Annotated in this window: 10 protein-coding genes; 3 read left to right on the plus strand and 7 right to left on the minus strand. The window is 71.5% G+C overall.

Annotated features, from left to right (window positions below; translation table 11 throughout):
- Positions 1-97 precede the first annotated feature (97 nt).
- A complete protein-coding gene (locus tag ACFY1S_RS14415) occupies positions 98-1,486 on the plus strand; it encodes a hypothetical protein (protein WP_387117113.1) in 1,389 nt (462 codons plus the stop codon).
- Between the two features lie 21 nt (positions 1,487-1,507).
- Here ACFY1S_RS14415 and ACFY1S_RS14420 read toward each other — a convergent pair whose 3' ends face one another.
- Positions 1,508-2,986: a glutamate--cysteine ligase gene (locus ACFY1S_RS14420; RefSeq protein WP_387117116.1), complete on the minus strand. Its 1,479-nt coding sequence runs from the start codon at positions 2,984-2,986 to the stop codon at positions 1,508-1,510.
- A 284-nt stretch (positions 2,987-3,270) separates the two neighbouring features.
- Positions 3,271-3,852 (minus strand): YceI family protein, encoded by a 582-nt coding sequence (locus ACFY1S_RS14425; RefSeq protein ID WP_139586897.1) that lies wholly within the window; start codon positions 3,850-3,852, stop codon positions 3,271-3,273.
- Between the two features lie 99 nt (positions 3,853-3,951).
- On the opposite strand from ACFY1S_RS14425, the gene ACFY1S_RS14430 reads away from it, so the two are divergent.
- The gene (locus ACFY1S_RS14430) at positions 3,952-4,467 is read left to right on the plus strand and encodes a MarR family winged helix-turn-helix transcriptional regulator (protein WP_387117119.1); all 516 of its coding nucleotides are present in this window, start codon (positions 3,952-3,954) and stop codon (positions 4,465-4,467) included.
- Between the two features lie 255 nt (positions 4,468-4,722).
- Here the strand turns inward: ACFY1S_RS14430 and ACFY1S_RS14435 are convergent, their stop codons facing one another.
- The 3 genes from ACFY1S_RS14435 to ACFY1S_RS14445 form a co-directional block, all read right to left on the minus strand.
- The gene (locus ACFY1S_RS14435) at positions 4,723-7,395 is read right to left on the minus strand and encodes an ATP-binding protein (RefSeq protein ID WP_387117121.1); all 2,673 of its coding nucleotides are present in this window, start codon (positions 7,393-7,395) and stop codon (positions 4,723-4,725) included.
- A 168-nt stretch (positions 7,396-7,563) separates the two neighbouring features.
- The gene (locus ACFY1S_RS14440) at positions 7,564-8,712 is read right to left on the minus strand and encodes an acyl-CoA dehydrogenase family protein (RefSeq protein ID WP_387117124.1); all 1,149 of its coding nucleotides are present in this window, start codon (positions 8,710-8,712) and stop codon (positions 7,564-7,566) included.
- 77 nt (positions 8,713-8,789) lie between these two features.
- Complete coding sequence (locus tag ACFY1S_RS14445; protein WP_387117127.1) at positions 8,790-10,322, minus strand: acyl-CoA carboxylase subunit beta; 1,533 nt, start codon at positions 10,320-10,322, stop codon at positions 8,790-8,792.
- Positions 10,323-10,471: 149 nt separating this feature from the next.
- Between ACFY1S_RS14445 and ACFY1S_RS14450 the strand changes: the two genes are divergently transcribed.
- Positions 10,472-11,044 (plus strand): snapalysin family zinc-dependent metalloprotease, encoded by a 573-nt coding sequence (locus ACFY1S_RS14450; RefSeq protein ID WP_387117130.1) that lies wholly within the window; start codon positions 10,472-10,474, stop codon positions 11,042-11,044.
- 75 nt (positions 11,045-11,119) lie between these two features.
- On the opposite strand, the gene ACFY1S_RS14455 is transcribed toward ACFY1S_RS14450, so the two are convergent.
- Positions 11,120-12,031, minus strand: a complete 912-nt coding sequence (locus ACFY1S_RS14455) for a hydroxymethylglutaryl-CoA lyase (RefSeq protein WP_387117675.1) — start codon at positions 12,029-12,031, stop codon at positions 11,120-11,122.
- Positions 12,032-12,261: 230 nt separating this feature from the next.
- Positions 12,262-13,599: an acetyl/propionyl/methylcrotonyl-CoA carboxylase subunit alpha gene (locus ACFY1S_RS14460; RefSeq protein WP_387117133.1), complete on the minus strand. Its 1,338-nt coding sequence runs from the start codon at positions 13,597-13,599 to the stop codon at positions 12,262-12,264.
- Between the last annotated feature and the right edge of the window lie 46 nt (positions 13,600-13,645).

The raw sequence follows: 13,645 nt of genomic DNA on the forward strand, positions 1-13,645 counted from the left end.
CACCGGCGACCGTACCGGTCACCGCCAAGCCCGTTCGCGCCTGCCGGCGCGTCATCGCGACTCGCCGCGTCGCCGACGGGACGTTACGCTGCCCGGCATGGCCAGACGGGGCTGGGGAGTATCGATCGCGACGGCGATCGGGGTCGCTGCCGGCGCGGGCGCCGCACAACTGGGCTTCGGCTACGGGCTCGGCGTCATCACCTGGACGCCCACCGACGCCGGCGCCGTCGACACGGCCTGGGCGGACGGCCTCGCCTGGGCGACCTGGTTGGCCGCCAGCTCAACGGTGCTGGGCGCGGTATGCGCGCAGCGGCTGCACCAGCGGCCGGCCGCAGTCGACGAGTCCCAGGTGTCCACCGATCACGGGCCGCCGGCGACCGACAGGCCCGGGACTCCGGCCGTGGCGGACGACCCACCCACAGCGGACCGGCGACGCACCGACGCCCCACCCGCTGAAGGCGGCAGCCTGCTGGGACGGGTGGCCATCGCCCTGGGCGCCGGGCTCGGCGGGCTGGTCACCGTACTCCTCGTCGCCGTACCCGCGCGGGTGGCGGAGGGCGCCGATACCGCGGCGCCGCAGCGCGTCGCCGCCGTCCACACGGCGCTGGGAATCGTCATCGGCGTCCTCGTCGCGCTCTGGGCACTGCGCTCCCGCGCCGCTGCCGTGAACGTGACGGCGACGGCCGCCTGGCTGTGGCTGCTCGCCGTGGTCTCGGTGATCGACGGGGTACGCGTCGGACGCGGTCTGGTCGGTGCCCAGCTCGGCACCTGGCAGCTCGACCCGGACCACAGCAGGTACTGGATCGGAGACCAGCTCTACTGGCCCGGTGCGCTGCTGGCGCTCCTCCCCGCACTCGTGATCGGGGCGCTGGCCGCCCGGAGGGCCACCCGATCGCCGGGGCACCGGGTGGGCGCGACGGCGTCGGGGGCGGCCGGCCCGCTGCTCGTCGCGCTCGCGTACCTGAGCACCGTGCCGCGCTGGTCGGCGCTGGGCCCGGAACAGCTGTCCACCCAGCTTGTCGCCCCGTACGCAGTGATCGCCGGAGTCGGTGGCTCGGTGCTCGTCGCCGTCCTCGCCGAACGCGCCGAGCGACACCGGGCCGCCAGTCCGGGTACGCCCGACACGAGCACACCGCCCGACCCGGCTGCTCAGCCCGACCCGGCTGCCCAGGCCGACCCGGAGGTTCAGGCCGACCCGGAGGTTCAGGCCGACCCGGAGGTTCAGGCCGACCCGGAGGTTCAGCCCGAGAAGACCGACGCAGCGGAGCCCGGCGCGTCGGCTGGTACCTCGACCGCCGCCTCCCCACGGCGGGGCCGAACCGACAGCGCAGCGGCGGGATCCCGGTCCGGCGACGCGAGCGCCGCACCCCGGATACCGGCACCACGTACCGAGCCGGACCTCCCCACCCCGGCCGACACGGCAACGCCGGGGCCGACCCCGGCCGGCCGCCGCGCCCGCAGACCCTCCCGCCCCTCCACCGACTGACCCGCCGGCCGCATCAGGGGATTACGGGAGCGGCCAGGTGTGGACCGGTTCGTTCGTGCGCTGGAGTTCCGCGTAGCGCTGGACCATGTGGTGCAGCGCCGCCGCCCGGTCCATGCCCTGGTGCCGCTCCGCTGCCCAGACCGTCTCCGTCTGCCAGACCGCGCCGTTGCGGCCGGTACGGCAGCGCTGCTCGATGATGCCGAGCAGCCGGTCCCGCTGTGCCGCGGTGACGCCGAAGCCGTCCAGTCCCGCGGCGGCGGTGGGCAGCAGCTCGTCCAGCACGAGCTTGGTGACCGGCACGTCGCCGAGCTGGGGCCAGTGCAGTACGGCCTCCAGACCGCGCCGGGCGGCGGCGTGGAAGTTCTCCTCGGCGGAGCTGAAGGTGAGCTGGCTCCAGATCGGCCGGTCCGACTCGGCGAGCCCACGGGCCAGGCCGAAGTAGAAGGCCGCGTTCGCCAGCATGTCCACCACCGTCGGGCCGGCCGGCAGCACGCGGTTCTCCACCCGCAGGTGCGGGCGGCCGTTCATGATGTCGTACACCGGGCGGTTCCACCGGTAGACAGTGCCGTTGTGCAGCCGCAGCTCACCGAGCTGGGGCACACCGCCGGTGTGCAGCACCTCCACCGGGTCCTCGTCCTCGCAGATCGGCAGGAGCGGCGGGAAGTAGCGGACGTTCTCCTCGAACAGGTCGAAGATCGAGGTGATCCACCGTTCACCGAACCACACCCGGGGTCGTACCCCCTGGGCCTTCAGCTCGTCCGGGCGGGTGTCGGTGGCCTGCTCGAACAGGGCGATCCGGGTTTCGGCCCAGAGTTGACGGCCGTACAGGAAGGGAGAGTTGGCCCCGACGGCCACCTGAACCCCGGCGATGGCCTGGGAGGCGTTCCAGTAGTCGGCGAAGCTGTCCGGCGCGACCTGGAGGTGGAACTGGAGGCTGGTGCAGGCGGCCTCGGGCGCGATTGAGTCGGTGTGCGTACGCAGCTGTTCGACGCCGCGGATGTCCAGCTCGATGTCCTCGCCGCGGGCACCGACGATCTGGTCGTTGAGCACCCGGTAGCGCTCGTTGGTGGACAGGTTGTCCTCGACCAGGTGCCCCTCGGTGAGGGTGGGGAGGATGCCGACCAGGACGATCTTCGCGTCGGACCTGGCCGCGCGCTCGTCGGCCCGGGCGAGACTGCCGCGCAGGTCGTCCTCGTAGTCGGCGAAGCCGGTGCCCTCGATCAGACGGGGTTCGGCGTTGAGTTCCAGGTTGAACTGCCCCAGCTCGGTCTGGAAGAGCGGGTCGGCGATGTCGGCGAGGATCTCCTCGTTGCGCATCGCGGGCTCGGCGGCCGAGTCGACGAGGTTGAGTTCGATCTCCAGGCCGGTCATCGGCCGGTCGGCGTCGAAGCCGAAGTCGTCGAGCATCAGGGCGAAGACGTCCAGGCATCGCCGGACCTTGTGCCGGTAGCGGACGCGGTCCTCCCGGGTGAAGGCGCCCTGCGAGACGTCCCTGCCCATGTGTCCTCCCGACGGACGGCGCGGTCGGGATTCTGCCGTCCCGGAAAGCGCATTGTGAACCATCCACGTTAAGAGCGCTCGCCTGGCCAGGGCCAGCGGCCGTTGCCGTGATCCGACGGCGTCCGCAGCGAGCGCGTTCGTGCTGCCACCTGTACCCCGTTCCGGAGGTGACCCATCCGGTGGCGGCGCTAACAACTCGTGACAATTCACACCGACGTCGGGAGACGGAGGCGGGCCCGCGTCGACGTACGACGCGGGCCCGGAGCGTGCCGGTGATCCGAGGATCAGGCCTGGCGGACGGCCTCGCCCTCGATCTCAATCTTGATCTTCTTGCCGACCAGCACGCCACCGGTCTCCAGGGTGACGTTCCAGGTCAGGCCGAACTCCTCGCGGTCGATCTCGGTGGTCGCGGAGAAGCCGAAGATGTCCTGGCCGAACGGGCTGCGGCCGACGCCCTCGAACTCGACCTGGAGCTCCACCGGACGGGTGACGTCCTTGATGGTCAGGTCGCCGGTGAGAACGAACTCGTTGCCGCTGCGGGACTTGACCCCGGTGCTGCGGAACTCGAGCGTCGGGTACTTCTCGACGTCGAGGAACTCGGCGCTGCGCAGGTGCGCGTCCCGGTCGCCCTGGGTGGTGTCGATGCTGGCGCCCTGGATGGTCGCGACGACCGACGACTGCAGCGGGTCCTCGGCGATGGTGATGGTGGCGGTCGCCTCGTTGAACTCGCCGCGGACCTTGCTCACCATCATGTGGCGGGCGACGAAGCCGACCCGCTTGTGGGCGGCGTCGAGCACGTAGGTGCCGGCCGCCGGGATGGTGAGGCCGTCCCAGTCGCGGGTAACCGCATCGGTGCTGCTGGTCATGCTGCTGTCCTCCAGGAGATTGTTTAGTAGCCCAACGACTGCCTTAGCAACTATAACCGCAACAACATTCCCCGTGTCAAGTACTGGTAGGATGAACGAGTGACCAACGTCTTCGACGATCCCCGGATCACCGCTGTCGGCCTTCTCTTCGAGGTGCACGCCGGGCTGTCGACCCGGTTCACCACTCAACTGGAGGAGCACGGCTTCTCCGCTGTCGAGTTCGAGGTCATCACTCGACTGGCCCGCTCGCCGGGCAACCAGCTCAGGATGACCGATCTCGCCGCGCAGACGTCGCTGTCCACAAGCGGGGTGACCAGGGTGGTCGACCGCATGGAACGCGACGGTCTGCTCACCCGCAGGGCATGCCCTAACGACCGCCGCAGCTCGTACGCGGTGGTCACCCCGAAGGGCATGCAGCAACTGGACGAGACGCTACCGGGGCACCTGCAGATGATCGAGCAGTGGTTCACCGGTCAGCTCGACCCGCAGGCCCTCGACGCGCTCCTCGACGGTCTGCGTCGGATCCGTGACGCCGTGCATCCCTGCGCCACCGCCGGCAGCACCGACGTGGCCCCGGAGCAGGAGACCGCCGCCGGAGGCACGCCCCGACACTGATCGGCGACGACGCCGACCATCCGGGAGATTGGTCCGGAAACGCCGACACCCACCGGCAGAAAGACCGGCAGAACTGACCTTGCTGCCCGGGCAAACAGGCATGAAATACGCCTTCCACCCGGGACGCGGTGGCAGGCTTCGACCACCGGGGATCCACCGGGGGGTGACGGCGCGGGCGAACAGCGAGGGGTAGCACAAAGGGGGCTTTTCGCCCGCGCCACTCCACCCCCGCCACCCCTGGCGGGGCCGGCCGCGCTACCGGGTCGCCGACCCACCACGAGTGGCAGTCAACGCGTAGAGCAGCCCCGACTCCTGCGGCAACAGGCGGATTCCGGTCTCCCGGCAGGCCCGGTCGAGCCGATCCAGGACCGCCGGGTCCCCGGTGCTCGCCGCCAACCCCACAAGCGCCTCCACCACGTCCCGCCGATCGTGACCGGCATCGGCGGCGGCGGCGAACCACTCGGCGGCCAGTTCGCGCTCGCCCCGGTGCAGCGCCAGGTTCCCCTCGATCAACGCGCAGATCCCCACCTCCGGGCCACCCCAGGAGAGAACGGTGTCGTCCGAACGCCGCCGTGGCGGGCCGGGTACCCGCGGCGCCGGTACGCCCACCGCCTCGGCGGCCCCCGCCCGCAACTCGGCGAGCACGTCGGTCGCCTCCCCGGCACGACCGTCGTGGGCGAGCGCCAGACCGACGGTGCCCAGCACCCGGCGGCGATGCCCCGGATCGCCCAGCTCGGACAACGCGGTCGCCGCGCGCCGCCCCTGGTCCACGGCATCGGCGTACCGGCCCTCCAGGCGGGCGACCTCGGCCCGGTTCGCCCAGGCCAGCACCCGCAACCGCTGCTCGCCACCCTCGGCGGCGAGCCGGTCCACGGCGGCCAGCCGGCGGCGCGCTGCCGCCAGGTCACCCACCCGGATCTCGTGCCAGGCGAGACTGTTCTGGGCCACCGCCAGATCCCGCGTCCGCCCGTGGCGGGCCGCCAGCCGCAGCGCCGCCTCGGCCTGCTCACGGGCTTCGTCATGCCCTCCGACAGTGATCAGCAGCGCGCCGAGCACCGTACGCGCCTCCAACTCCCCGGTCACGTCACCCGCCTGCCGGAACATCTCCAACGCGGTCCGCGCGGTCGCCAGCTCGTCGGCGCCGGCGCCGTGCTCGGCGGCGAGCCGGGCCACCCCCAGTGTCGCCCAGGCGCGCAGGACCGGATCGGCGTCGGCGGTCCTCGGGTCCGCCAGCAGCCGCCGCAACCACTGTCGACCGGCGACGTCCCGCCCACGGAACCGCCACCACCTGGTGAGGCTGGCCGCCAGGCCGAGCGCGGTCAGCGGATCGTCCGCCGCCGCATGGGACAGCGCCGAGCTGATGTCACTGCTCACCTCGTCCAGCCGGTGTATCGCGTCGGACAGCCGAGGGCCGGCCAGGTCGGTGGCCGTACGCGCCACCAGGCGGGCGACCACCTCGGCGTGCCGGCGGCGCAGGCAGCTCAACTCGCCGGCCCCGGCCGCCTGCTCGACGGCGAAGTCACGGACGGCGTCCAGCAGACGGAACCGGAACGAACCGGTACCCCGCACGCTGAGCAGGCCCAACTCGACGAGCCGGTGCAGCACCGGGAGGGGATCGATCGCCACGGTGCCGTCCCGGTCAGCCTCGTCGGCGAGCATCTCCTCGGCCTGCTCGACCGACCACCGGTTGCCGAACATGGCGAGGCGCCGCAGCGCCGCCCGTTCGTCAGGCGCGAGCAGCCGGTAGCTGGTCGCCACCGCGTCCCGCAGGGTGCCCACCGCAGCCGTGCGGGTGACGTCGACGCCGCCCGGCCGACCGCTCGCCGCCTCGGGTCCGTCCCAGCCCGGATGGGCCGGCGGGTCCGCGGGGGTGGCCAGGTCGAGCACCCGGTCGCCGTACCTGTCGAGCAGTTCGGTGAGGTTGAGGAGCCGACCCCGGGCAGCCATCAACTCGATGGCCAGCGGCAGTCCGCCCAGCCGGCGGACCAGCGCGGCCAGCGCCGGCAACTCGTCCGAGGTGGGCGGCTCCCGCCGGACCTGGGCGAGCCGTGCGGTGAACAGCGCCACCGCCGGCCACGACCCGAGCGCGGAGGGCCCGGCCTCGTCGGCGTCCGGCGGCGGTACGTCGAGAGGTGAGACCGGCCAGACCCGCTCGCCGGGCAGCCCGACGGGGTGCCGGCCGGTGACCAGCACCCGCAGGGAGGGCAGCACGCCGACCAGCCGGTGCAGCGTCTCGGCCACCGGGCCGGGCGCGCGCTCGACCGCGTCCATCACCAGCAGCGTCGGACGCCCGGAGAGGTGCGCGGCGAGTTCCGGCAGCCGGGCCGCACCGAGAACCCCCGTCGAGGCGGCGAGCACGTCCGGGCCGTCCGAGCCCTCACCGATCAGCACCCCGGCCACGCCACCCGGGTACGCCCCGGCGGCCGCGTGCGCCACGGACAGCGCCAACGCCGTCTTGCCGACACCTGTCAGCCCGACCAGGCTCACCAGGCGGGGACCCGGCTCGGTGGTCAACATTCCTGCCAACTCGGTGACGTCCCGGTCCCGGCCGATCAGCGCCACCGGCGGCGGGAGGGCGACAAGCGGATCCGGCCCGGCGGGGCGGGCGGGCGACGGGGTTTCCGACGGCGACGCCGGGGGCTCGTCCGGCGGGGCGGGCTCGCCCCTGGCGGGGCCTCGGGCGGCGGCCATGAACGCCGCCCGGGTCGCGCCTGTCAACTGCAACGCCTCGGCGAGCAGGCCGACCGTGGTGCGCTGCGGCCGGACGGACCGAGCACGCTCCAGGTCACGCACCGTCCGTACGCCCACGCCGGCCCGGGCCGCGAGTTCGGCCTGGGTCAGGCCGGCGGCCCGACGGTGGGCCCGGAGCAGTTCCGACAACCCGGTACGACCGGACGGGCCCCGTGACCCGTCATGATCCGGAGTCATGGGCAGGAAGAGTACGGATCGACTCCGACCATCGGCAGTCGAACGTCGGGCTGCCGACGGCCATTCGCCGAAACCCGACACCCGAACGGACAGTCCCGCCCGGGTCGGCCGGTTGAGCCGTCCCGGCTGACGCCCTTCGGGGGCAGGCGTCCCGACCGGTCGGTCCGCTCAGAGGCCCAGGTCGCGCGCGATGATCATGCGCTGCACCTCGCTGGTGCCCTCACCGATCTCCAGGATCTTGGAGTCCCGCCAGAAGCGGGCGACCGGGTACTCGTTCATGAAGCCGTAGCCGCCGTGGATCTGGGTGGCCTCCCGGGCGTTGTCCACGGCGATGGTGCTGGCGTGGAGTTTGGCGATGGCGGCCTGCCGCTTGAACGGCTCGCCGGCCAGCATCCGGGCGGCGGCGTCGTAGTAGGCCAGCCGTGCGGTGTGCGCCTTCAGCTCCATGTCGGCGATCTTGAACTGGATCGCCTGGTTGGCACCGATCGGCCGGCCGAAGGCCTGCCGCTCCTTCGCGTACTTGATCGACTCGTCGACGCAGCCCTGGGCGAGACCGACGGCAAGCGCGGCGATCGCGATCCGGCCCTCGTCGAGGATCCGCAGGAACTGGGCGAACCCACGACCCCGCTTGCCGAGCAGGTTGGCCGCCGGCACCCGGCAGTCGTCGAAGGTCAGCTCGTGGGTGTCCGAGGCCGTCCAACCCACCTTCGAGTAGCCGGGCGCCACGGTGAAGCCGGGCGTTCCGGTGGACACGATGATCGTCGACAGCTCCTTCGAGCCGTCCGGGTTCGTACCGGTGACCGCGGTGACGGTGACCATGGCCGTGATGTCGGTCCCCGAGTTCGTGATGAACGCCTTCGACCCGTTGATCACCCACTCGTCGCCGTCCAGCACCGCCCGCGTCTGGGTGCCTGCCGCGTCCGAACCGGTTCCCGGCTCGGTGAGCCCGAAACCGGCAAGCGCCTCCCCGCTGAGCAGCTTCGGCAGCCAGGTGGCCTTCTGCTCCTCGGTGCCGAACCGGTAGATCGGCATCGCGCCGAGCGAGACCGCCGCCTCGAGGGTGATCGCCACGCTGGAGTCGACCCGGGCCAACTCCTCCAGGGCCAGGCAGAGCGCGAAGTAGTCGCCACCCATGCCGCCGTGCTCCTCGCCGAAGGGCAGGCCGAACAGGCCCATCTTGCCCATCTGCCGGATCACCTCGTACGGGAAGGTGTGCTGCTCGTAGTGCTCGGCGATGACCGGCGCGACCACCTCGCGCGCGAAGTCCCGCACGCTGTCCCGCAGCGCCGTTTGGTCGTCGGTGAGCCGGAAGTCCATCTCATCCTCCTGTTAGGGACGGTGCCGCCTGGCGCTTGTGGCGCCGGGACGGTGGCGGTGCGGGACTGGTGGTCGGGTCAGACCGGGGTGACGCCGTGCCGGCGCCGAGAGAAGTGCCGATCCTTGGTACGCGCGGCGGCGAACCGGCGGACCAGCTCGCCGCGCAGGTCGTGGGGCTCGACGATGGCGTCCACCACCAGTTCGCTGGCGAGCCGGACGACGTCGATGTCCTGCTCGTACTCGGCCCGCTTGGCGGCCACGAACGCGGCCCGCTCGGACTCGTCCTCGATCGCCGCGATCTTGTTGGCGTAGACCGCGTTCACGGCGGCCTCGGCCCCCATCACCGCGATCTTTGCGGTGGGCAGCGCGATCGTGGCGTCCGGCTCGAACCCGGGGCCGGCCATCGCGTAGAGGCCCGCCCCGTACGCCTTGCGGACCACCACGCAGATCTTCGGGACCGTCGCCTCGGAGATCGCGGTGATCATCTTGGCGCCGTGCCGGATGATGCCCTGCTTCTCCACCGCGCTGCCGACCATGAAGCCGGGTACGTCGCTGAGGAAGAGCAGTGGCACGTTGAACGCGTCGCAGAGCTGCACGAACCGGGTCGCCTTGTCGGCCGAGTCGACGAAGAGCACGCCGCCCTTGAACATCGAGTTGTTGCCGAGCACACCGACGACCTGGCCGTCGAGGCGGCCGAAGCCGATCGTCAGCTCCTTGGCCCACAGCGCCTGGATCTCAAAGAACGAACCCTCGTCGAGCAGGCCCTTGACGTACCGCCGCATGTCGAACGCCTGCCGCTCGCTGGCCGGCACGAGCGCGGCCAGGTCGGCCTTCGCGGGCGCGGCGACGGCCGGTGCGGCAGGCGGCGCCTGCGTCCAGTTCGCCGGCAGGTACGACAGGTAGGTCCTCACCACGTCGAGCGCGTCGGCCTCGGTCTTGCACAGGAAGTGCCCGACCCCGGACTCGGCGGTGTGCACCTTCGCGCCGCCCATCGCCTCCAGGGTGGTCTTCTCCCCGGTGACCATCTCGACCATCCGGTCGGAGCCGAGGTACATGCTGGCGTTGCCGTCGACCATGGCCACCACGTCGCAGAACGCCGGAATGTACGCCCCACCGGCGGCACTCGGGCCGAACAGCGCGCACACCTGCGGGATGGAGCCGGAGGCGCGGACCTGGTTCCAGAAGATCTTGCCGGCGCCGCGTCGCCCGGGGAAGAGGTCGACCTGGTCGGTGATCCGTGCGCCGGCCGAGTCGACCAGGTAGACCATCGGCACGCCTCTGTCGTACGCCCGCTCGATGATTCGGATGATCTTCTCGACGGTGCGGGCACCCCAGCTGCCGGCCTTCACCGTGGAGTCATTGGCCATCAGGCAGACCTGCCGACCGTCGATGGTGGCGGTGCCGGTGACCACGCCGTCGGCGGGCAGCCCGTCGGCGAGCGCGTTGGCGTAGAGGCCGTCCTCGACGAACGAACCCTCGTCGACCAGGAGCGCGACCCGTTCGCGGGCGAACAGCTTGCCCTTGGCCGCGTTGGCCGCGTGGTACTTGTCCGCGCCGCCGGACCGGGCCCGCTTGCGCAGCTGCTCCAGCGCCTCACCGTCGAGCGTCACGCCGACCCCCTCGCCGCACCAACCTAAACGATCGTTAGGTTAGCGCATCCACGCGGCACTCGGCGACCCGATCGCTTCCCACTCAAACATTGAAATGTATTGATGCTCACCGTTAGGCTCCTGACACCCCTCCCAGATTGGAGTCAGCGATGACCTCACGACTCAATCGGCTCGCGGTCGCGATGCTCGCGACGGCACTCGCCACCCTCGGCGTCACGGTCGCCAACCCGTCGCCCGCGTCCGCCGCCATGACCATCTGCTACAACACCAGCCAGGCAGGGGCCTACGCCGGCACCGCCAACCAGGCCGCCTCGATCTGGAACAACGCCACAGTCAACTTGACGCTCTCCGCGAACTGCGGTTCCAACCTGCGGATCTACCAGATCACCGGCGGCGGCTCGTACGCCGTGCGGACCAGCCTCGGCAACGGCCGGGTCTACATCGACACCCAGCAGGCGGCGCAGTACAGCCCGCTGCGGATCATGACCCACGAGATCGGGCACATCCTCGGCCTGCCGGACAACTACAACGGCAACTGCTCGCTGCTGATGTCCGGCGGCAGCGCCGGCACGAGCTGCACCAACCCGTACCCGAGCAGCGCCGAGGCGAACCGGGTGAGCAACCTCTTCGCCGGTACCTTCAGCGCCACCGAGCGCAGCACCGACCGCAGCGCGGACATCTTCCGGGACAGCTGGCCGGCCGCGCTCGCTCCGGTGAGCTGACCGACCTGGTACGCGGGAGGGGCCGGCAGCGCCGGCCCCTCCGTCGCGTCACCGAACGGATCGCGCAGCTAACGGTCAGCTCGGCATCGGCGTCAGCCGGGTACGCGGCCCGGCCCGCAGCACGCCCGACGGGAGCTTCTTGCCGAGCAACTCCTCGGCCAGCTCCGCCGCCTCGATGAGGGCCGCCAGGTCGATCCCGGTGTCGATGCCCATGTCGTGCAGCATGTGCACGGCCTCCTCGGTGGCCAGGTTGCCGCTCGCGCCAGGCGCGTACGGACAGCCACCCAGGCCACCGACGCTGGCATCGAACTCGGTCACCCCCAGCTCCAGCGCGGTCAGCAGGTTGGCGAGCGCCGTACCCCGGGTGTTGTGGAAGTGCAGCAGCACCGGCACGTGCGCGTTGCGGTCGCGTACCGCGGTCACCAGCTCGCGGACCCGGCGCGGCGTCGCCATGCCCGTGGTGTCGCCGAACGCCACCCGGTCCGCGCCGTCGCGGACCACCCGGTCCACGATGCCCGCCACCCGCGCGGGGTCGACGTCCCCCTCGTAGGGGCATCCGAAGCTGGTGGCGACGATCACCTCGACCCGCGCGGACGCGCCGTGCAGCAGGTCGATCAGCTCGGCGATGTCGTCGAGCGACTCTTCGGTCGAGCGGTTGACGTTGCGCCGGTTGTGCGTGTCGCTGGCCGAGACCACCACCTCGATCTCGGTGAAGCCGGCGGCGAGGGCCCGCTGGGCGCCCCTGGTGTTCGGCACCAACGCCGAGTACCGCACCCCGTCGGCCTTCCGGGCCCGTTGCCACACCTCGTCGGCGTCGGCCATCTGCGGAATCGCCTTCGGATGCACGAACGACACGGCCTCGATCCGGCGTACGCCGGTGCCGGAGAGCGCGTCGAGCAGCCGCACCTTGGCGTCGGTCGGAATCGGGTCCTCGTTCTGCAACCCGTCGCGCGGCCCGACCTCACGAATCGAGACGGAATCTGGCAGATGGCTCATCGGTCACCTCGCTGTGACGTCGGATCGGGACCTGTGGCGTCGGGTCGGGTCGGGTTGTTCGGCCGCTTTGCTCTGCTTACCTGTACGCAACGGCCACCATCCCGTATCCGCACCACCGCTGTCGCCTCCAGGTAAGCAGAGCAAAGGGCGCGGGTACCAGTCCCGGACCGTCGGGGCTCGGCGGCGCGGCCGTCTGGGAGACCGGCCGACGACCTGGTCGGTCAGCGCATGCGGGAGACGATGCCTGTGTCGTAGGCGCCGGAACGGAACTCCTCGTTGTCAAGCAACTCGGTGAAGAAGGGGACGTTGTTCTTCGGGCCCTCGATCTGGAAGGCGGCGACCGCGGCCTTCGCCCGTTCCAGTACCTCGTCGCGGGTCGCGCCACTGATGATCAGCTTGGCCAGCAGGCTGTCGTAGAACGGGGTGACCGTGTTGCCCTCGGTGTAGCCGGAGTCCACCCGGACACCCTCGCCCGTGGGCTCCACCCAGGTCTTCACCACGCCGGGGCCGGGCAGGAAACGCTTCGGGTCCTCGGCGTTGATCCGCATCTCGACGGCGTGCCCACGCGGGGTCAACGCGTCCGGGTCGAAGGTCGGCGCCAGCCCGGACGCCACCCGCAACTGCTCCTCGACCAGGTCGATGCCGTAGACGTACTCGGTCACCGGGTGCTCCACCTGCAACCGCGTGTTCATCTCCAGGAAGAAGAACTCGTTCGTGGAAGGGTCGAGCAGGCACTCCACGGTCCCCGCGTTGCGGTAGGCGACCGCCTCACCGGCGCGCACCGCCGCCGCCAGGAAACGCTCCCGCAGCTCCGGCGAGACCGCCGGGGACGGGGACTCCTCGACCAGCTTCTGGTTGCGCCGCTGCACCGAGCACTCCCGCTCGCCGAGCGCCACCACCCGGCCGTCGGCCAGGCCGAGGATCTGCACCTCGACGTGGCGCACCCGGGGGAAGTACCGCTCGATCAGCACCGACCCGTCGCCGAACATCCGTTCCGCGAACGCCCGCACCTTGTCGTACTCGGTGCGCAAGGCGGCCTCGTCGACTGCGACGCCCATGCCCATACCGCCGCCCCCGGCGGCGGCCTTGACCATCACCGGGTAGCCGATCTCGGCGGCGGCCGCCACCGCCGCGTCCAGGTCGGCGGCCGGGTCGGTGGTCCCTGGCGCGACCGGAACGCCCGCCGCCGCCATCAGGTTCCGGGCGTTGATCTTGTCGCCCATCGCGGTGATCGCGTCCGCGCCGGGCCCGACCCAGATCAGGCCGCTCGACTCGACGGTACGGGCGAACTCGGCGTTCTCCGACAGGAAGCCGTACCCGGGGTGGATGGCCTGCGCGCCCGTCGACTTCGCGGCGGCGAGGATCGCCTCGGTGTTGCGGTAGCTCAGCGCCGGGTTGGGAGGGCCGATGAGGACCGCCTCGTCCGCCTCGGCGACGAACGGCAGGTCGGCGTCCGCCTCCGAGTACACAGCGATCGCGCGGATGCCGAGTCGCCTGGCGGTACGGATGATCCGGCGGGCGATCTCGCCCCGATTGGCGACCAGCAGTGACTCGATCATGTTTTCCTCCCGGCGTCCGGATGTTGGGACGGAGTCAGGAAACCAT

Source organism: Micromonospora sp. NPDC000663, from assembly GCF_042898105.1.
Lineage (GTDB): Bacteria > Actinomycetota > Actinomycetes > Mycobacteriales > Micromonosporaceae > Micromonospora.